General features: G+C 57.3%; 12 protein-coding genes. 7 read left to right on the plus strand and 5 right to left on the minus strand.

Going from position 1 to position 20,625, the window contains the following annotated elements; genetic code table 11:
* Positions 1-121: 121 nt before the first annotated feature.
* Genes B2828_RS12400 through B2828_RS12410 form a run of 3 tightly spaced genes read right to left on the minus strand, consistent with a single transcriptional unit; the run spans position 122 to position 6,057 of the window.
* On the minus strand, positions 122-2,287 hold the full coding sequence (locus tag B2828_RS12400; protein WP_479634064.1) for an alpha/beta hydrolase-fold protein: 2,166 nt from the start codon (positions 2,285-2,287) through the stop codon (positions 122-124).
* Between the two features lie 24 nt (positions 2,288-2,311).
* On the minus strand, positions 2,312-3,706 hold the full coding sequence (locus tag B2828_RS12405; protein ID WP_479634065.1) for a hypothetical protein: 1,395 nt from the start codon (positions 3,704-3,706) through the stop codon (positions 2,312-2,314).
* 8 nt (positions 3,707-3,714) lie between these two features.
* Positions 3,715-6,057 (minus strand): glycoside hydrolase family 31 protein, encoded by a 2,343-nt coding sequence (locus B2828_RS12410; RefSeq protein WP_479634066.1) that lies wholly within the window; start codon positions 6,055-6,057, stop codon positions 3,715-3,717.
* 210 nt (positions 6,058-6,267) lie between these two features.
* On the opposite strand from B2828_RS12410, the gene B2828_RS12415 reads away from it, so the two are divergent.
* The 6 genes from B2828_RS12415 (at position 6,268) to B2828_RS12440 (ending at position 17,542) form a co-directional block, all read left to right on the plus strand.
* Complete coding sequence (locus tag B2828_RS12415) at positions 6,268-11,172, plus strand: beta strand repeat-containing protein (protein WP_479634067.1); 4,905 nt, start codon at positions 6,268-6,270, stop codon at positions 11,170-11,172.
* Positions 11,173-11,217: 45 nt separating this feature from the next.
* The gene (locus B2828_RS12420; protein ID WP_479634068.1) at positions 11,218-11,859 is read left to right on the plus strand and encodes a hypothetical protein; all 642 of its coding nucleotides are present in this window, start codon (positions 11,218-11,220) and stop codon (positions 11,857-11,859) included.
* Positions 11,860-11,897: 38 nt separating this feature from the next.
* Positions 11,898-13,214, plus strand: a complete 1,317-nt coding sequence (locus B2828_RS12425) for a GH39 family glycosyl hydrolase (RefSeq protein WP_479634069.1) — start codon at positions 11,898-11,900, stop codon at positions 13,212-13,214.
* Entirely contained in the window at positions 13,171-13,905 is a 735-nt protein-coding gene (locus tag B2828_RS12430) for a hypothetical protein (RefSeq protein ID WP_479634070.1), read from the plus strand. The genes B2828_RS12425 and B2828_RS12430 overlap by 44 nt, the downstream gene beginning before the upstream one ends.
* A gap of 69 nt (positions 13,906-13,974) precedes the next feature.
* Positions 13,975-15,414 carry an MFS transporter gene (locus B2828_RS12435; protein WP_479634071.1) on the plus strand — a complete coding sequence of 480 codons (1,440 nt, stop codon included), beginning with the start codon at positions 13,975-13,977 and terminating at the stop codon, positions 15,412-15,414.
* A gap of 25 nt (positions 15,415-15,439) precedes the next feature.
* Positions 15,440-17,542 carry a glycoside hydrolase family 36 protein gene (locus B2828_RS12440; RefSeq protein WP_479634072.1) on the plus strand — a complete coding sequence of 701 codons (2,103 nt, stop codon included), beginning with the start codon at positions 15,440-15,442 and terminating at the stop codon, positions 17,540-17,542.
* A 30-nt stretch (positions 17,543-17,572) separates the two neighbouring features.
* Here the strand turns inward: B2828_RS12440 and B2828_RS12445 are convergent, their stop codons facing one another.
* Both B2828_RS12445 and B2828_RS12450 read right to left on the minus strand, forming a co-directional pair.
* The gene (locus tag B2828_RS12445; RefSeq protein ID WP_479634073.1) at positions 17,573-19,360 is read right to left on the minus strand and encodes a LamG-like jellyroll fold domain-containing protein; all 1,788 of its coding nucleotides are present in this window, start codon (positions 19,358-19,360) and stop codon (positions 17,573-17,575) included.
* Positions 19,360-20,124 (minus strand): D-lyxose/D-mannose family sugar isomerase, encoded by a 765-nt coding sequence (locus B2828_RS12450; RefSeq protein WP_479634074.1) that lies wholly within the window; start codon positions 20,122-20,124, stop codon positions 19,360-19,362. The genes B2828_RS12445 and B2828_RS12450 overlap by 1 nt, the downstream gene beginning before the upstream one ends.
* A 79-nt stretch (positions 20,125-20,203) precedes the next feature.
* Here B2828_RS12450 and B2828_RS12455 point away from each other — a divergent pair, with 79 nt between their 5' ends.
* Entirely contained in the window at positions 20,204-20,569 is a 366-nt protein-coding gene (locus B2828_RS12455) for a hypothetical protein (protein WP_479634075.1), read from the plus strand.
* Positions 20,570-20,625 lie beyond the last annotated feature (56 nt).

Genomic DNA, 20,625 nt, shown 5'->3' on the forward strand with positions numbered 1-20,625 from the left:
GTATTATTCAAGCCTGGACCTTTTCCCATTGGATCAAGGGCAACCGTCTGGCACGGGCGACGGTGGTTCCGAGCAGGTGCGCCGCAGCTTCTGGCTGAAGTATCTACGGTTCGTTTTCCCCTCAGAGTCCCCAAGGGGTTGGCGTAAGGGGCGATTGAAACGGGTGGATCCCTTTTACTTTCACCTTTCGCGCAAAAATCTTGTCGCTTGAAGCGGCGTAGAGGACGTCAAAGTCGGCACCGCCAAAAGCAAGGTTCAGGACTCTGCCGGAGGGTATCGGCAACAGACATTGATTGTGGCCCGTTAAGTCGGAGGTTTGGATGCCCATGCGCGTGGCTGCATACAGGGCGCCACGCCGGTCAATGGCCAGACCTTCAACGCCACTGTCGTCTGCTGAGTCTGGTACGTGTAACCAATGGAACGGTTGGCGATGGCGCAAGGTGCCGTCAGCTTCGATCTGGTAGCTATAGACCCAGTGGGAGCCTCCATCCGCCACATAGAGAAAATGCTCGTCTGGTGAAATCGCAAGACCTGTGGCCTCTTTGATGCCGGTGTCGACGATGCTTTTTTCTCCCGTAGGGGCGATGTACCAGACGTTACTTCCCGACAAACTGTTGGGACTCTGGCCGGTCACGTAAACACCACCGCTCCGGGTTGCCGCGAGGGCGTGCCCCGGGGTATCCCGAGCCAGCACGCGGATGGTTTGGTCCGCAGCAATGGCGATCAGCTGCCCGGTGGTTGAGGATACGGCCAGGAGTTGTCCATGTGCACTGGTCGCCAAGCCTGAGGAATGCCGGGCGTCTGCAAGAAACAGGTTTATCTTTCCGTCGATTCCTATTTTAAAGATTTGGTTAGCCTGGGCGTCGCAGAAAAAAACTTCGCCATTCGGGGTTACCGCCAACCCTCGCACGTCGTGGTAGCCTTCGCCGATCAGGTGCCATGCCTCGTCGCGCAATAGGATATCTTGAATTCGGGGGGAACCGCTTCCGCTGATGACGGGCGCAGGCCAGCCCCGCCAGAGCCAAGCCATGGCTTCCGGGAAAATATCGGTGTAGCGATCTCCGTGTGTTCCGTTGCTGGAACGGAATTGATAGTCATAGCCGGAGAATTTGAGAGCTTGCTCCATTTCCTGGTTGGCTAGGTACCAGTTGCCGCCGGTATTTTCCATGTCATTGGAGGCGACGTGCAGGAAAACGCGCAACGGCTTCGGTTCACATTTACGAATGAGAATGGGGAGAGCGCTGCCGCCGCGGAAGGAAACGAAGCTGCCACTGATCGAGTAAACACGGCGAAAGGCGTCCGGGCGCTCCCATGCAGCGTTGAAGGCGCAGATTCCTCCGCTGGAACAACCTCCGATGCACCGGTCGTTGCCATCGCTAGAGAGGTTGAGCTGATGGGTCTGGGCGACATAAGGCAGCATTTCTTCCAGAAGAAAGCGAGCGTATCGATCACCCATGCTATCGTATTCAAAGCATCGGTTGGCGCGCCCGGCCTTTTCATGGGAGGAGGCTGCTGACAACTGGCCGGGTTGAATGAAGATGCCGACCATGGCGGGAATTTGATGGTTGAAGATGAGCCGGTTGAGCGCCGATGTGAAGCGGCGATCGAGGCCGTCTTGCCCTACATAGACGCACGCCGGTTTGGTAGGGTCATATTGTGGGGGAATGTACACCCAATATTTTCGGGTCGTGCCGGGAAAAATGGCGCTTTTGTCAAAGATCCCCTCGATTATTTTTCCGCGCGGTGTGGGGCTCCATTTGATGCCGCTCGTGGTGGTGCTCGGTTCCAGACGGATTGCGCCTAGGAAAAATTCCGGAGCGGTCTCCAAGGCCAACCGAAAGTCTGCCGCATCGCACCGGTTGTCAAAACGTGCATCTGTGACCGCGAACGTGACGCTCTTCCATGTTTTGGTGTTACTTAAGATGATCGAGCCCGCCCGCTTGAAGGCACCTGGAATGGGGCGCTCCTCCAATGAGTCGTATTCGAGGCCGACGACGCCCGTGCCTTGATCGTAGTAATCCACTTTGAATACGACGGAGGGGCGGGCGCCGTCCTTGGCGTTCTCGTCGGTAACTGTGAAATAGAGCCGTTTCTCCATAGCTTGGCTGCCCCGAAGAGGCCAGGCCTTCCGGGCATCCAAGGCAATGGGGATGTATTGTTCCTGATATTTCCCTTGGGTTAGCTCCATGCCTTGGGCGGTGTCGGGCGTGACGGAAAGTTCCGCAGCGCCGCAGGGGAGCGACGCAAGGCCTAAAACAAGGGACATAATCAGAAAATATTTTGCCATGTTGCCGAACTGAAGAAGAAGGGGCTAAACCGTGTAAGCCAGGGGAGCTTGATCGCGTCCCCATCCAAAATTCATCATAAAATCGCCACGGATGGCGAAGATCTCGGCATCGTGCAACTCCACTTCGATGTGCAGGTTCTCAAGCGCGGCAAACTCGGCGGCGCCGAGGCCCGACTTCCATACGGGCGACCAAAAGAGGTCGTCTCCCGTGAATGGCACGCAATCCTCAAAAGAGAACCCTTGGAAGGGAGCGCCAAGCTCGTCGGTGAGCTGCACGCGGACCCTTCCATAAGGAGCGCGCACATTGAGCCGGAGGTCGGGCCCGGTGAATTTTAAGAGGCGCGTCATGATGCGACCGCGCACCACACTTTCCAGGCTGAAGAAGCCGTCAAGCCGCAAGGTGTGAAGCATCAAGGCCGCATCGGTGAGTTCCTGGTCGACGAAGTGCTCCGCCTTGGAGCCGCCGGAGTAAAAGCGCACTTCGCGCCCATTGGCGACCACCATGGCCCCCGTGTAGACACAGCCGCCGCCGTGTTCGCCGCGCGGATTGCGTTCGATAAATGCCTGGTGCGTGGCGCGGTTAAACCGCCAGCCGTCGAGGCTGTAGGCCAGGGCACAGTCGATGCCGCCGCTCATGCCCTTGTGGCGGATCTCTTCCGTCGGGTGGCAATGCAGCCGCCAAAGCAAGCCGAGATACATTTCCTCGTAGCGGTAGACGGGCATCCCATAGAACTGGATCAGTTGAGGGTCCTCGGGATCGGGATGGATGATGAGTTCCCGATTGAGGATTTTTTGCCAGTCCCTGGTTTCGAAAAAGACGATCCGGCGGTCGCCGTTATGGGGGCGGCGGGAAATGCAGTAGGTCTGGCGGTGGTGGTTGTAAAAGGCGGTGATGGGGCTGTCGAGGCTGTAGTCGCCAATCTCCACGGAGGGATCGATTTTCCAGCGCACCGCGTCGGGGCTCACCGCCATGCCTTGTTTGCCGTCGCGGCTAAAGAGGTATTTGAAGCGGCGATCCGGATCGGGGTCGATGGGGTCCCTTAAAATGGGAGCGCCGTCGATATGCCCTTCAACGCCGAAAACTTGATTGGGCGCGTGCTGCCGGAATCCCTTCTCGATTTGCCCGGAAACGTCCGGCTTGGTCCAATGAATGCCGTCTTCGCTTTCAGCCAGCATCAGTGCTTGGGAACGGGGCAGAAACCCCATGGCATGCCGGGGGCCATTGGGAATGGCGGCGCAGTAAACGGCTTTCCATTTTCCGGTGGCCTCGTCCTGCCAGATAAAAGGAAAGTTCCAGGTTCCCTCGGTGAGGGGATCTTCCAGCGTGGCTTCGGGAATATAGCGGGGTTTGCCCATGACGCGTCGGACGTTTTCCATTACGCAAAGGGGCCAGTCGTCAAAGAATAGGAGGGTTGCCATAATGAGGATCAGGACGGGATGAGGTCTGCAGTTGGGGTGGAGACGGTTAGTTGAACGTTAGAGGGGAGGGGGTTTTCCACAATGCCAAATTGTTGGCCGTTTCGCCGGAGGCGCAGGCTATGCAACGCGTTGCTTTCCGGCAGGTAGACAAGGGCTTGCGCTTCGTCCGTTTTGGCGGCGAACACTTTGATTTCCAATGCCCTCCAGTTGATTTCCGCAGTGCTTTGCGCCACGGCAGCCTGCGGTAGGGCGGCTCCATCGCGGACAAGCAAAACGAGCGGGATTTCTCCGGCGGCGATTGGATGCCACTGGCCGCCGGGGTAGACTCTGCCGCTCTGGTAGTCGATCCAATGGCCCGGGGGAAGGTAGACGCGGCGGACGTTGGTTTCTTCAAAAAGCGGGGCCACCAGCAAGTCGCTGCCAAAGAGGTATTCGTCCTCGATGAGCCACGAGCCGGGATCGTCTGGGTATTCCAGGAACAGCGCGCGCATCATCGGCAGACCTTGCTCGCTGCTGGCCTTGGCCTGAGCGATAATATAAGGTAGGAGCTGGTATTTAAGCTTCGCGCATCGACGGAAGGCCTCCGTGAACGCTTCGCCGTAGGCCCACGGTTCCTTGGGGGGAGCTCCATGGCATCGGCTGTGGCTGGAGAGCATGCCAAAGGGGAGCCAACGGCGGTAGATGGCTTCCGGGCTTTGGTGAACGAAGCCGCCGATATCGTGGCTCCAAAAGGAGAATCCGCACAGCCCGAGCGAAAGGCCGCCGCGCAGTGTGGCCGCCATGGCGGAATTCGTATTTTCGGCATCGCCGCCCCAATGGATCGGATAGCGTTGAGACCCGGCCCACGCGCTGCGCGCCCAGATGATGGAGTCTCCCGTCACTTCGCGCGTGATTTCCGCAACGGCTTGATTATAGCGCAGGGGGTAGAGGTTGTGTTCAAAGAAGCCGCTTTGGCCGGAATGGTAACGCCCCAACAGCGGAGCCCCTTCGCCAAAATCCGCTTTAATGGCGGATACGCCCATTTTGAGGAGGTTCACCAGGAGTTGCTGATACCAGCGCACGGCATCGGGATTGGAGAAATCGAGCACCGCGTCTTCTGTCGGCAAGTGGTTGTGGAGGGAGCTTTGGACGGCATATCCCTTCTCGACGGCTTCACGGTAGAGCGGATTGGCCGGGGTAAAATAGGGAAGCTGCCAAAGGCTGATTCGGAAACCCGCCTTGCGCAGATCCGCGATCATTTGGGCCGGGTTGTCAAAGCGCGTGGTGGAAAATTGGTAGTCACACAGCCAGTCGGTTTCAAACCATCCGGTATCGAGGTGGATCACGTCGCAAGGGATGCGGTGTTCGCGGAGGTCCGAGGCGACTTGCCGCACTTCCTGTTCGGATTTGTAGGTGATGCGGCTCATCCAAAGGCCAAAAGACCACGTCGGAGGCATCGGACTGCGGCCGGTCAATGCGGTGTATTCGGCCAGCACTTCCTTTGGGGTGCCGATAAAGAAAAAGAGATCCAACGAGTCGTCGCCCAGGAACATCGTCGTGGTGGCATCGTGGGTGTGCCCGAAGTCGAACGTCATGGGCGCCGTCGTATGGACGAACATGCCGTAACCCCGGCTGCTCATAAAAAACGGCACCGGCTTGTACATGAGCTGGTGCTGCACGCCATGGGCATCGAAACTCCAAAGGGGGATCTTCTGTCCCCGCTTGTTGAGGCGTGTGAAGGATTCGCCGCATCCGAAGATTTTTTCGTCGGGTGCGAGGCTGAAGCTTGCCGCCACATGGCGGGCGAGGTCCGCCCCTCGGCGCACAAAGGAGAATGGCGTGGGTTGACGGTTGAGCAGTCCCGCACAGTCCCCGGGATGAACGGAAGCCGTTAGCGTTTGTCGCTGGGCATCGCGGAATTCAACCCGCCACGGGGACGGTCGGACAGTGATCACCCCGAAAGGGCCTCGGTATTCAAACGCGCCGTCCCTGGCCTTCATGGTCCATCCCAAATCCGTTGCAGGCGGATGGGCCAGCATGAGGGAAGGGGAGTCGGTTAATGGGCCGGGACTGGTGCCGATGCGCAAGCGGACGGTTCGCGGCGTGATAAAGCTGAGCGAAAAGGGAGACTCGGCCTCTTCGCCGTAGACCGGGGGAAACTCCCAGGAGGGCGACTTTTCGTAGGGGACCACCATTTGTCCGAAGGCCATTCTCGACTTCAGCCCGTAGCGGAGCCACCGCAAGGTGCCCTTGGTGCTTGCGGGATCAAAAGTGGGAGCCTCGCTGACTTGGAAGAAAGTATTCTCCAGCCCTTCAAAATCGCGGCTGATATCGGGGGGCTGATTAAGTAAAGAATCGCCGGAAATGCTCATGCTGGAGAGTTGAATATCAGGTCTTGATAGAATTACAAACTATTAGATCGATCAAAATTACCCTTTGGAAAGCTGGAATTCTCGCGGAAAACTCAAATTTTCAAAAAAGAGATTGCGGAAATTTAATCGATCATATAAACACAAACTATCGGAGTTTCTCAGTCAAATCCTCCCTTGCGGTCATCTGCTTTCCTAACCCCAAAGCTTCCCATGAAAAAATCCCCTTCGTTTCGTCATGTCTCCGCGCAACCCCTGCTTGGAGCGGTCACAGCCACCCTCTTAACTCTCGCGGTCCCTCTGCAAGCGGCTTCGAGTTCGTGGAGCAGCACCACCGCTGGAACCTGGAGCAACGCCGCGAATTGGACCGGCGGTAATGTGGCCGACGGCTCAGGCTCCACGGCGGATTTTAGCAACGTTAATATCACCGCGGACCCCACGGTGATCCACCTCGATTCCGCCCGGACGATTGGAAATCTAATTTTTGGCGATACCGACACCTCCAGCGCGGCGGGTTGGCTCTTGGATAACAATGGCACTGTGGCCAATATTCTGACGTTGGCGGGTGGCACGCCCTCTATTACAGTGAACACTTTGGGCGCGTCCAAGGCGGCCACCATCAGCGCGGTTATTGCCGGCACCTCCGGATTTACCAAGGCGGGGGCAGGACAGTTGACACTCACCGGCTCCAATACCTATACCGGCGTGACGACGATCAACGCGGGAACGCTTTCGGTTTCAGGCGGCAGCGCGATTGCCGATACCAGTGCGGTAGTGCTGGCCAATGTGGCGGGAGCGAGCTTCCAGGTCAGCGGAGCTGAAACCATCGGCTCTTTGGCGGGAGGCGGCAGCATCGGTGGCAACGTGAATATCGTCTCCGGCACGCTGACAACCGGGGCCGACAATACCAGCACCACATTTGCGGGCAATATTACCGGCACCGGCGGGTTCATTAAAAACGGTACGGGAACCATGATGCTCACGGGGACCAATAGCTATACCGGGTTGACCCAGGTGACCGGCGGTGTTCTCGATGTAGGAACCATCAGTGCCGGCAGCTTGACTAGCAACGGCGGCATTCTTCTGGGCAACGGCGGTATTATTCAAGGGAATGGTACGCTCACCCGCACCTTAAGCTATAACGGCACGCCTACTTCCAGCCAGATAGCCTCGGCGAGCGGCACTTCTTCTTCTGGCGGTTTCGCCGCGCGGGGCGGTCAGCTTACCGTCAACTTGAGTGGTGAGCTTCAGTTTACCGGTAACTATGCGTTTGGAACGGGCTTGGTTTTTGGCTCTTCGACTTCCGATAGCAAAGTCGTCTTCACCTCCGGTATCAATTTGGACACCTCCATTGGCAACACCCGCACGATTACGGTGAACTCTGGGGTCAATACGCTTGGCAGTACGGCGGAGATCACCGGGACCATTCGCTCAGGGGTAACCAATACGCTGGGGGTGGATGCCGGGTTGACCAAGGCCGGTACCGGCATCTTGCTCTTGAGCGCCTCCAATACCTACTCCGGGGCGACCATCGTCAATGCGGGATCGGTTCAACTTGGTAACGCCGCTGGCCTTGGCAGCGGCGGCGTTACCGCTTCCTCGGGTGCGGGTGGTGTCACCACCGGCGTTAACGGGGTTGGCGCCACGTTTGTTAACAACGGTACAACGCTGGACTTAAATGGCCAGACGAACGTCAACGAGGTGATTCAGATTATCGGCAGTGGCGTTGGGGGGAATGGTGCGCTGGTTAACAATAGCACCACTGCGGCCAGCATCGGCAATGGCGTGGCCGTCGTGACAATCTCGGCTGGTGCCAATAGCTCGCTGCCGACCATCACACTCAGTGGCGGTGGCGGATCGGGCGCGACGGTTGCTGCGGCCAGTTTTGGCGTAAGCTCCCAAAGTTTTACCATTGACGGGGGCAGCACCACTTATTCCGTGGCTCCGACGGTGACCATTTCCGGCGGCGGCGCCACCAGCACGGCCACGGGGGTGGCGGTGCTCGATGCCAATGGCAAGGTAATCGGGGTTACGATCACTTACCGGGGCACGGGTTATACGAGCGCCCCGACGTTGACATTCTCTGGGGGCACGGTTCTTTCTGCCGGTACGAACCCTTCCGCCACGGGCAATACAAGTTACTTCGTGGTGGATCCGCAACTTTTGAGTTCCGGTAGCGGTTATACCAGCGCCCCGACAGTGAGCTTCAGCAGCGGTACCGGGAACGTAGGCACGGCGACGCTGACCCAGGTTCTCTTGGGCGGCAATGCCTCCATTGGCGGCAGCGGGGATATGACGATCAATGCCGTGGTTTCCAGCACTTCGAGTTCCTATGGGCTGACCAAAGTGGGCGCGGGGACGGTGACACTCACCGGCTCCAACACCTACGCGGGCTCGACCACCATCAGCGGAGGCACGCTGGCGATCTCGGGCGGCAATGCGATTGCCGACGTGGGCGCGGTCATCTTGTCCAATTCGACCGGAGCTGCCCTCCTGCTCAATGGCAGTGAGACCATTGGTTCGCTGAGTGGCGGCGGCGCGGTTGGCGGCAACGTGGTTTTGGGCGGCAACACGCTCACGGTGAGCGGCACCACCAACACCACCTATAGCGGAAATATTTCAGGTGGCGGCGGGTTGACCAAAAATGGCACAGGCACCCTGACCCTCAGCGGTTCTAACAGCTATGATGGGGTGACCACGGTGAGCGGTTCCGGCAGCGTCTTGATCATCACCAACGGCAATGCATTGGGTAGCACCTTGGGTAATACCGTCATCTCGGGTACATCAACCAACTCGGCGCAGTTGCAGCTCAGCGGAAACATCAATGTTGCCGAAGCGCTGACCGTGAGTGGGGAAGGCACCTCGTTTAGCGGGGCGTTGCGCAGCACCAGCGGCACCAATACATGGAGTGGCGCGATTACGCTCGCTGGTGCCTCAGCCCGCATCCTTGCGAATGCGGGGGTTTTTAATCTGACAGGCGGCATTGCCAGTGGCTCTACCACGCTGTCGCTCGATGCCCAGAGCGGTGCCCGCATTAATATTACCACCACGGCTCTGAACCTTGGGTCCGGCAAATTCAACGCTTATGATCCTGGCATCATCAGCCTCGGGGTTACTGGCAATATTTTTAGCTATGTGACCATTGGTTACGCTGGCACGTTGCAAACAACGATGGCCAATGTGATGCCCACCACTGCTGGCGTCGAACTTGGCAGCGGTTCTGGAACCGCCGCATCGGGAGTATTCGATCTGAATGGCTTTAGTCAGACGATCGGCTGGTTGCGCACGGGCGCTTCGGCGCTTGGGCAAAGCGGCACACGCACGGTCACCAGCGCCAGCGCGGCAACCTTGACGATCAATCAAACCACCACCACCACCTATGATGGGGCCATTACCGGCGCGCTATCGCTGGTCAAGAGCGGCGCGGGAACCTTGAGCCTGACGGGCTCCAGCAGCTACGATGGCGTCACTACGGTGAGCGGCTCCGGTAGCATCCTGGCCATCAGTAACGCCAACGCCCTGGGCAGCACGGTGGGCAACACCGTGGTTAGCGGCACGGGCGTCAATTCAGCGCAGTTGCAGCTTAGCGGAAATATCTCGGTGGCCGAAGCCCTCAACCTTAGCGGCGAGGGGGTCTCCTATTCCGGTGCATTGTATAACGTAAGTGGCAACAATACGTGGAGTGGCGCGATTACCGTTGGCGGAGCCAGCGCCCGGATCAAGGCGGGCAGCGGGGTTCTCAACCTGACGGGAGGGATCACCAGCGCCTCCGGTGGCGTGACGCTGGACGCCTTAAGCGGCGCGCTGATCAACGTTACCAATACGGCGCTCAATCTCGGCACGAACAAACTATATATCAACGACGCGGGCATTGTGAGCTTGGGCGTCGCGGGCAACAGCTTCAGCTCGGCGACCATCGCGTACGCAGGCACCTTGCAAACCGCGACGGCCAATGCGATTTCCAGCACAGCGGCCATTGAGCTTGGGGCCGGGGCCGGGACTGCTGGCACCGGCACCTTTGATCTCAACGGCTTTGACCAAACCATTGGCGAATTACGCACGGGCAGCTCCTCGCTCGGGCAGACCGGCTCGCGGGTCGTGACCAGCGCCTCTGCGGCAACCTTGACGGTTAATCAGGCTACCACGAGCACCTACGACGGGGTGATTTCCGGTGCGCTTTCCCTGACCAAGAGCGGCACAGGAACCTTGAATCTCACCGGCTCGAACAGCTACACCGGTGCGACGCTTATCAATGGAGGCGTGCTGGCGGTCAATGGCAGCCTTGCGCAATCGAGTGCCGTCACCGTAGCCTCGGGCGGTACATTGGGTGGCAGCGGTACCGTGGGCGGCACGGTGAACGTCACCAGCGCTACCATTAACGGCAACGGCCTCGGGATGGGGGCCACAACACTTTCCGGTAACAGTACGCTCTCCGGGTACAATATCGCCAGCAGCGTAACCGTGACCGGCGGCTCCACCTCGTTGACCGGCACCACTCATTCCACCAGCGCGCTTATCGTCTCCGCAGGGGCCACGCTCAATGCCAACGGCACTATCGGCGGGAGTGCGAATGTTAGCGGCATGCTCAAAGGCAACAGCACAGTGACCGGCAACCTCGCTCTGACTAGTGGCACGCTTTCTCCCGGAAACAGCCCTGGCATCACCACGGTTGAAGGCAACTTTACCATGGATGCTGCCTCCAAACTGGTGGCTGAAGTGAGCGGATTGGTGGCGGGAGTTTCCTATGACCAAGTTCAGGTTAGCGGAAACGTTTCCCTTGCCGGAACGCTGGATCTTACCACACTTAGCGGGTTGACGCTGGGCAATACAATCACCCTCATTGACAATACCGGCAGCGGCACCACGAGCGGGTACTTCGCCACGATTCTCACCAGTGGAAGTGTCTATTCCGTCAGTGGTTCCGGTAGCGCCTATACCTTTACGGTGGGTGGCACGATCTATGTGCTTAACTATGCGGCCAACGCCGATCTCGATGGGCAATTCAACGACGTCACCTTGACTGTCGTGCCCGAGCCATCTACGTGGGCGATCATTGCTTCGGGCATGGGGATGCTCGTGGGCCTCCAGCGGTTCCGCAAGAACCGGCTGGAGGCCTGATGATCGCGATTCTGATTCTCTTGTTAAACTAACACCTTCAAATATATGAACACATTGACCTCTTATTCACGATTCACCCTGAGCTGTGTCCTTGGCCTGACGGCGCTCTTGATGGGATCACTTTCAGTTCAAGCTCAGGACAAGGCTCCCGCTTCATGGCCCGTTCCCACGGATGCCAGCAGTAACTGGAAAGTGGTCGCCGGGCACGACACGGATGCCGCCAAGGCGGGCGTGCAAGCGGGTGCGGAGCCGGGTGTGCTGGAGTTTCGTTATGGGTTCCTGGGGGATGCTGCCCTGGCTTTTGCCTATAACGAATATGTGTACAACGGCAGCCCCGAGTTTGCCGCAATGCCGAAATTTGTGACCTTGGAGATTAAGGAACCTGCAGGCAGCGGCGGGCGTGCGGTGGCTTTTCGATTTGAGGATGCCGCTGGAACGAGATTCCACTGGGGTTTTCCAATAAAAAGTTCGTCCGACTGGCAACCGTACCGCATTGAGCTGAAGCAAAGCGGAGGCGGGTTCTCTGCCTGGAACGCAGACGTGCGGGACGCCTCGGGCAAGCTCGTGGTCAAACCCTTTGACGTGGTGCCGCCCGTGAAGTTTCTCGGCGTGGTGATCGACCGCAAATCTCCGGGCGACAAAAGCAGCGGAACCGTTAGTTTCAAGGGACTCGCGATTGTGGAGTAGAGGGTTCACCGGATTTCGAGTAAGCATACCTTTTGTTAATGAAATTTTCCTCCCAGTTTATAGCGTTCTGTGTCGCGGTGGCGTTTTGCTGCAACGTGTGTGGAGCTGACAATGAAACGGTGACGGTCGATTTTTCCAAGAATGACGGCCCTGTTACAGGGCGTGCCTGCGGGTTGCTGCATTCGGTCGCGGCGGATGCGCCCGGGGATGAGATGATCGCTCCGCTCAAGCCTCGCATGTGGCGGTTCCGGGCCTTCCGCTGCAAGGAAACCGAAAAGATGCCGGTTCTTTATCCAAGGTTGAAGAAACTCGGCGTGAAGCACTTTCAGGTCATCCTTTCCGACGAGTTCGGCTATTCCAAAACCGCTCAGTGGCCCGGAGATGGCGATTCGTGGTCAGCGTGGGACCGGCAGGTTCAGGCGGTGCTCGATACGGTGAAAGAGAACGGATTTTCCGTCCAGTACGACATTTGGAACGAGCCCGACAGTTCGACATTCTGGCCGCGCGATCGCCAGCAATTTTTTGACCTCTGGAAGCACACGGTGGAACTGATCCGCGCAGCCCAGCCCAAGGCCGTCATCGTGGGGCCGAGCGCGGCTTGGTTTAAAATGGAATGGATGAAAGATTTCCTTCTTTTTGCCAAAGCCAACAATGTGCTGCCCGATGTCATAAGCTGGCACGAAAACCATTCCGACGGCGTTCCCTATTCCTACTTGAAACCTCGGATAGCCGAAGTTAGGAAGTTTTTGGCCGAAAACGAAATCCCCATCACCCGGTTTTCGATTAATGAATATCTTGGGGAATACAACGTTGATCTTCCGGGCTCCATTGTCGGATATTTTGCAGCTCTCGAGGACGCAAAAGTGGAAAGTGCGGCCCACTCCGGCTGGCAGGAAGCCGGTACGTACTATGTGTGCGATCTGGTCAGCCTGGATGGTTTGCTGGATTCCAAAACCTTGGAACGACGCGCCACATGGTGGGTTTATAAAGCCTATGCCGATTTTTCAGGTCAGCTCTTTGAGTTGAAGCCAAGTGCCACGGTGCAAGGGCTGGCATCCTGGGATGGTTCAAACAAAACGGGGCGCATCCTTCTGGGGCGATGGAAAGGCGGCGACGAGCCGGTACGCCTGGTATTGACGGGACTGGACAAAATTGGGTTTCGAAAAAAAGATGCCGCTCTGCAAGTTCGGGTTGATCGGATCATCCCTTCAGGCTGGAGCGCCTCCAGCGGGCCAAAGCAGGAAATGGATTGCGTGATCAAGCGAACATCCCGCGATGTCGAATTGACGCTTCCCGCCCTGGGGCGTAACGATGCCTGTTCCATCGTTATTACCGAAGTGCCTGCCCAAAAATAACGGTCCTTCAACGTTTCTTTTTATGCAAAATGGTTGTTTGTCGATGAAACGGAAATCTCTGCACCGGCTCGGTTGGGGCTTTGTCTTTGTATTCATTTTCTGGGGGACAGTGAATACATACGCTCAGACAATAGAGACCGCCGAGCCGGTGCCGCTGTATCTCTGGCGGCCCGGGGGCGGTCCGGATACCGATGCTAGTCAGTTGAACGTGCAGACGGTCCCAAAAAATGGAGAGTCGGATTTTACTTATGCGTTTCTAGGCGTAAAAGGGACATCGCCCTGGGGTTTCGGCTATGCGGAATATATCTGCGAGAAAAGCCCGCAGTGGGCGGCTCTACCCCGCCAGGTAAAGGCTGAAATCAAATTCAAAGACCCGAATATGAACGGGGATGGCCCGCGCCTCGTCATCATTCGTTTTCGCGATGCCACGGGAACGGTATTCCAGTGGAATCTGGCGAAAGTAAATTCGACGGAATGGGCTGCCTATACGCTTCCGCTAAAGCAAGGGCGCAACGGTTTTGTTAGCTGGAATGATGGGGTAAAGGATTCGGCGGGTCATGTGGTTTCCTCTCGCACGGGGGCCGAGGTGGTTGGGCCAGTCCAGTTGTATAGCTTGCTGATTCATTCTCAGGCTTCGGGAGATAATGGGCGTGGAATCGTGAGTATCAAAAATCTTCAAATTGAGGAGTAACGACATCAATAGCATCGCCACGGTCGGCAAAACCTGCTTTCCTGCCCAGAGGACGCCCCGCTTTTTCTTGTGAATAAATCTTCCGACCCTGCAGAGCAAGCCGACGCTTCCCAAGCGCCGCTTCAAACGGCCTCACCAGTCGCTCCCAAGCTATTTCGAGCGGGCACATTGGTCTATACGCGTCTGGGGCTCTTGACGCTTTGCGGTTGGCTGTTGTGGGGGGATTTTGTTTTCAACTTCATGGAAGTGGTGGTGTCGTCGTTTCTGCCTCTCAAGCTCAAGGGGATGGATGCGCCTGATTGGCTGGTGGGCATGGTGCTGACCACGGTTCCCTCGATCCTGGGCATGTTGACGAGCCCGTTTTATTCGGTGGCCAGTGATCGCACCCGCACCCACATGGGCCGACGGATTCCCTATTTGCTGATCATGACCCCCGTGGTTGCGCTGCTGTTGGTGATGATTGGCTACAGCGATCAAGTGGGCCTCTGGTTGCAATCGATACGGCCTGCGTCCTCCGCATTGAGCGCGCTGTGGCTGGCGGCAATCTTGGTCACTTTTTTTTCGCTATTTAACGGGTTCATGGCGTCGTCGTATTTCAGCCTTCTCAACGATGTGGTGCCCCCGGAAATGATCACCAGGTTTCTGGCGGTGTTCCGAATCGTGGGTATCGCCGCAACGTCGTTGTTTCAATACTACTTTTTCGGCTTGGCGCGGACTCACATGGCCGAATTGATTGCCGGGAGTGGGGTTCTCTATGGCGTGATGTTTATGGCCATGTGTCTGTGCGTAAAGGAAGGAGCCTATCCGCCGGCCGTTCAAGATGCGCAGGTCGGCGGTAAATGGATGAACCACGCCAGAACCTACATCAAAGAAGGTTTTGGGGTGAAGGTTTACTGGTATCACTTTTTGGCGATCACCTTTTGGAATCTGAATTTTGCCATTTCGTCATTTCGCGTTTTCTTTGCCGAGTCCGTGGGGTTGGGGCTGGATGAATACGGTAAACTGATGGGGATCGCCGGAGTGGCCAGCGCTCTTCTGCTGTATCCCGCGGGAGTGCTGGGCGACCGCTGGCATCCGGTGCGCACCATGACCCTCGGCGTCGTCATGCTCATCGTTGTCGTGCCGATTCAACTGGTTTTTGTAATATTCAGTATTCCAGCTTCATGGGGGCCTGCACTCTATATGACACTTTTTGTGTTACACATTTCAGTTCAGGCGATGGTGAATGCCTCGCTTCTACCGCTGCAAATGAAGCTTTATCCGCGGGATCGATTTGCCCAGATCAGTTCCGCCGCGGGGATCATCCAAGGAGTGGGGGCAATGAGTGGCGGTGTCTTAGGCGGCTTGTGGCTGGATTGGCTTAAAGGGCACGAGACCGTGCCGCTGTATCACTATCGCTACCTTCCCGTTTGGATGAGTGGCTCCCACATCGTCTGCCTTGTGTTCATGGGCCTGCTTTACCGGGAATGGAAACGGCTGGGCGGAGACCGTGATTATGTAGCGCCGTGACTTTTGAATCAGCCCCGTATTTTTTATGAGATCACTTTCTTTGAAGCTGAACGGCCTTTCTCTCAAATTACTCTTCCCGGAGGATGCTCCCGCGAAGATCTATTTTCAAGAAGAGGGAAAGTCGGGGCCGGATGCTAATATCCTCAAGTGGATGCAACTGGTGGAGATTCAAGCCACGGGGTTTAATCAGGACGACCACCACGCCAATAAATATACCGGAACGGACCCGGGGTTTCAACTGCGATACGCCAGTCATCATCGCGAGCGGACTCCGCTTGGACCGAAAATTGAGATCCACCAGACAGGGGCCGGACTAGTCGTCACCTCGCATTTGCAGTTTTTGGGCAAGCTTCCGCTGTTTCGTTCGTGGACGACGGTGGAGAATCTTGGCCCGAAGGAGATCACCCTGGAATATGTGAGCAGCTTTGCCTTGGGGGGGATATCTCTTGGCGGCAAGGCCCCGTGGGGCCGCAAGATGATCCTGCATTTGCCCGACCATGGTTGGTGCGGAGAATGCCAGTGGCGTTCGGGGGCACTGAGGGATTTCGGTCTTTCGCAAAACTACATGGGGACCGAGCCCGCCGGTTTTGGCTCGTCGCGTATTTCGATATCCAGCCAAGGCACATGGTCCACCGAGGGGCATTTGCCCATGGGTGCGCTGGAGAATACGGAGACCGGCGAGACTTCGTTTTGGCAGATCGAGCACAACGGCTCCTGGCATTGGGAGGTGAGCGACATAGCCTACGAGCTTTATCTTCGCGCATCCGGCCCCACCTACCGCGAGGGGTTGTGGAGCCGCCATTTGAAATCCGGTGAGAGCTTTGAAAGCGTCCCGTGCACCTTTGGCCGCGTCCCGGGAGGTTTACAGGAAGCGCTCAGGGCGCTTACCCAAGCCCGACGCATTCTCCGCCGTCCGCATCCGGATCTGGATGCCCTGCCGGTGATTTTCAACGACTATATGAATTGCCTGGTGGGCGACCCGACCACTGAAAAACTCCTTCCGATCATTGACCATGCTGCGCGCGCGGGATGCGAGTATTTTGTGATTGATGCCGGATGGTATGCCGGGGTGGGGGAGAACTGGTGGAGCACGGTGGGAGAATGGCTTCCGTCGGCGACCCGCTTTCCCAACGGCATTCGGGAGGTGCTCGATGTGATCCGCAGTAAGAAGATGATTCCCGGCTTATGGCTGGAGATCGAGGCGATGGGCATCGGCTGCCCGCTTGCAGCCAAGGCGCCGGATGCGTGGTTTTTCCAGCGCCAGGGAAAGCGGCTGATTGACCATGGCCGCTACCAGCTCGATTTCCGCAACCCGGAGGTGCGGGCTCATGCCGACGCCGTGGTAGACCGCGTGGTGCGCGAATACGGAGCCGGGTACATTAAGATGGATTACAATTGCAACGCCGGACCGGGCACCGACTATGCCGCGGATGCCAGCGGTGAAGGCTTGTTGGAGCATAATCGGGCTTACTTGAATTGGGTGCGCGAGGTTTTTCATCGTTATCCGGATTTGGTGATTGAGAATTGCGGCAGCGGCGGGATGCGGGAGGATTATGCGCAGATGAGTGTGCACAGTCTCCAGTCCACCTCGGATCAGACCGACTATCGTCTCAACGCGGTGATCGCGGCGGCAAGCGCCTCGGCGGTTACCCCCGAGCAGGCGGGTGTGTGGAGCTACCCGCTCAAAGACGGAGATGAAGAGGAGACGATCCTTAATATGGTGAATGCGCTCTTGATGCGGGTTCACCAAAGCGGCCGGATTCATGAAATCTCCAAACGCCGGTTTGGTTTGGTTCAAGAGGGGATCGCGCTTTACAAAGCCATCCGGGGAGACGTCGGGCGCGGATTGCCGTTCTGGCCGTTGGGTTTGCCGCGCTTTGGTGACGGATGGTGCGCCTTCGGGCTGGATGTGGATGACAGCAGTTACCTTGCCGTTTGGCGTCTGGACAGCGATGAGATGCGCGGGACGCTTCCCCTCAAACAATGGGCGGGAAGGATCATCAAGGCTGAATGCATCTATCCCTGTTCCAAGCCGGTGCCGCTGACGTGGTTTGCGGACAACGCCTTGCTTGAGGTTATGATGCCTCAAAAATATTCGGCCCGTTTGATAAAAATTCGGAAAGCCTAACCGTGAGGCTTTCCGAATGTTAGATGGCTCCTAAAGAGAGGCGCGCCAGTTGGCGATGGCCTCACTCGTGAGAAGTGCGCGGCGATATACGCGTAGCGCGAGGACCGTCGCTGTGTTTACCGAGGCGGTTTCCCTGCCATTGGTATGCTTGAGCTGCGGGCTGAATCGCCCCCAGCCAAACTGCCGCTCTTCGCCACCGTCCAAGAACTGGCCGTCAACGATGGCGGAAATTAGGTGCGGGCCTCCGTCCACGACGAGGACGACATGGTGGCGTTGCCCTTCGGTAAAAATCGCGGCTTGGGAAGTCCAGGTGCATCCGGTTTCGCCGTCGTTCATATAAAGCGAGAGGCGTCCTCCTGTCTGGAGGGCGATTTGCAACCCTTGTCCGCTTGAGCTTAAGGTATCTAGTAATACCTGATTCGAGGTTGCGGGCGCAACTTCAAGAGTGGCCTCGATGGAGAACCCCGTGCGGGTTGGAATGCCGGGGCGGTCTTCGCTCGATTCGTCGGGAACAAAAAAGTCGTTGAATCGCGGGAACGCAATCTCGGGCTGAAGCGCTTCGCCTTGAATGTCGAGAGCCAGTTCGTCACCGGCTATCTCGCAACTTTCATGCTGGGAGAAGAGCTTCTCCAGCATCCGTCCGTCGAGTTGATGAAGGCGGGCGATTGTCTTTTGCGTTTCGGTTACGAAATAGTGGCCGCCTTCCTCCACGAGATCCGGGTAACTCATTCGCGTGAAGGGATCATCGGCGTAGAGGATGATTTCCGGCTGGCTCCATTCAATTTCGAGGCCGTGCGGCGTTGGAACTTCCCGGCCCGCCGTTAGCCATACGGGGTTGCGGTAATTGTAGGCATTCCAATCCCCGCGCGCCGCTGTACCGCCGCCGTTGTTGTGAAACCAGTAAAGGAAACGCCCGTTTTCACAACGCCAGACGAAATTGGCGGCCCGTGGATGTTTGATAAGCCGACCTCCGGAAGTATAGCTTTTGTAGGCGGGCGGAGCCCAGGTTTTGCCTTTGTCCCGGCTATAAGTGCAGACCGGATAGCCGTCGATCGAGCGGTAAACGCAATAGAGCGTGCCATCGCTGAGTTCAACGATGCTCTGCTCTTCCGCAATACGTCCGCCGCCGTTGGGAGTGCGCAACCCAACGCCTCCCTCGGGAAGCGTTTCAAAGCGGATTTTTCCGGGAATGCGCTCGTGCAAAATGTTGTCGCTGCAAAGCAATGCGCCTTCGGATTGCGCAAAAAAGCCGTCTCCCATCGCTGCAATCTTGATATGGGGGAGATACACCTTTCCTGCGCTGCTGACGAAAGGCCGTCCAACGTTCCAGAACATCTTGAGCTTGCCCTGGTAAAGGTTGCCGCGATCGATGTCGAAATCCCGGATAGCTATATCATAGCGCTGAGGGGACCATGAGCGTCCGTGGTCGTCGGAATACTTGAAGACGTAATGGCCGAGGGAATCCACCCGGGTGAAGGGGATGCCCAGCTCGCTTTGGACTTCCTTTACTCCGTCGGTATTGTGGTTGTAAAACGCATAAATGCGACCCGACGGAACCTTTAGTAATACCGCATAAGAGGATTCTGGGCCGTTGGCTGGTTCGATATCCACCAAGTCGCACCATGTTTTCCCCTGGTCGGTGCTGCGTTGCGCGGTGATGTGCTGACCTCGCTCGCCCTCCTTGCCGCTGCCGGTGGTCATCACGGCGACCCAGGCCCCGTCATCGGCTTTAACAATGTAAACTTGGTCGCAGTACGTTTCGCCGGGAACGGGCAGGCCGGTGGTAATCAGGCGTGGATCGCTGGATGGCGTGGGCATTATGCTTGGGCGGGGTATTCGTGGCAAAGATAGCAACGGCGGGGTTCATCTTCAATAATGGTGGGAAAACGCAAGGCCCAGTCGTCGATAAAGACGTTGTCACACCAGTCATCGCATACCGAGGAAACCTCGCTGCTAACGGAATAACGGACATCGCCAAAGAGCATGCCTGTCCCTGCTTCCGCCCAGAATTGGTGGTAGGTCTTGGGCGTGATGGTGAGGCTGTCCCCCGGGCGGAGGCGAATTTCGCTTCCGGAAGCAACCTGATGCCTTTTGCCGTCGATCTGGACTACGATATTGTCCGAGCCGGGCTTGCCATCAGCCCCGACCGAGCGCAGCACCACGATCACGTTGCCCCCCGCGCGGTTCACGATGTCCTCGCGTTTCGAACGGTGGTAATGCATCGGGGAGCGCTGTCCGGTCGGCTCGATCAATAGTTTTTCCGCATAGGGCTTGGGGTAGCGGGAGTCGTTCGTGCGGCCATTGCGCAGGGTGAAAAGGGTGCGGCCCAGTTCATGAAAGCGGCCGCTGCCGAAATCGGTGACATCCCAGCCGAGCATGCAATCGCGGACCTCCTGCATTTCATCGCCTGCCTTTGCCCAATCCTCCACGGACCAGGAGGCGAAGGGGGGCAGCGCAATATTGGCTGCGGCGAGCACCTCACGGGCGGTCTCCACCGAGCGGTTGATCGTCGATCTTAAAAGAGTCGCGGCTTGGGCTGGCGGTGTGGCAGCGGAAATGGATGGGGCGGATTTAGTTATCATAAGTATAGAAACGATATGATCGATCATATAGCATTGACTATGGTCGAGGTTCAAGTATTATCCATCTGTTTTGATAAAAATGATCGATCATAATTCGATTTCGGTTTTCTTGCTGCCCGATATCTCGTCCCGGATGAAACCGGTTTGCCTTGTAGCGTTGCTTCTGGGGCTTTCGTTTGCCGGTGCGCTTGGCGAAGTTCGTTTGCCTGCGATTCTATCCGACCACATGATTCTTCAACGGTCGCCTGCCACTCGCGTTTGGGGAATCGCCGATCCTGGAGAACAGGGCTTGAAGGTTTGGCCCGAGAAAATTCCGGCCCCCATTGCCATGCGTTACGGATGGGCGGATACCCCGACTTGCAATCTTTACAATGGCGCGGGACTCCCCTCCGCTCCGTTCCGAACGGACAATTTTCCAGCCGCTCCAGTCAACGCAAAATTCTAATCGATCATTTCGCTTGACTAAGATTTCAACCCAACAACATAGTAAGTAGCTAAACT

It is taken from the genome of Spartobacteria bacterium UBA695, assembly GCA_002298145.1.
Lineage (GTDB): Bacteria > Verrucomicrobiota > Verrucomicrobiia > Chthoniobacterales > Chthoniobacteraceae > UBA695.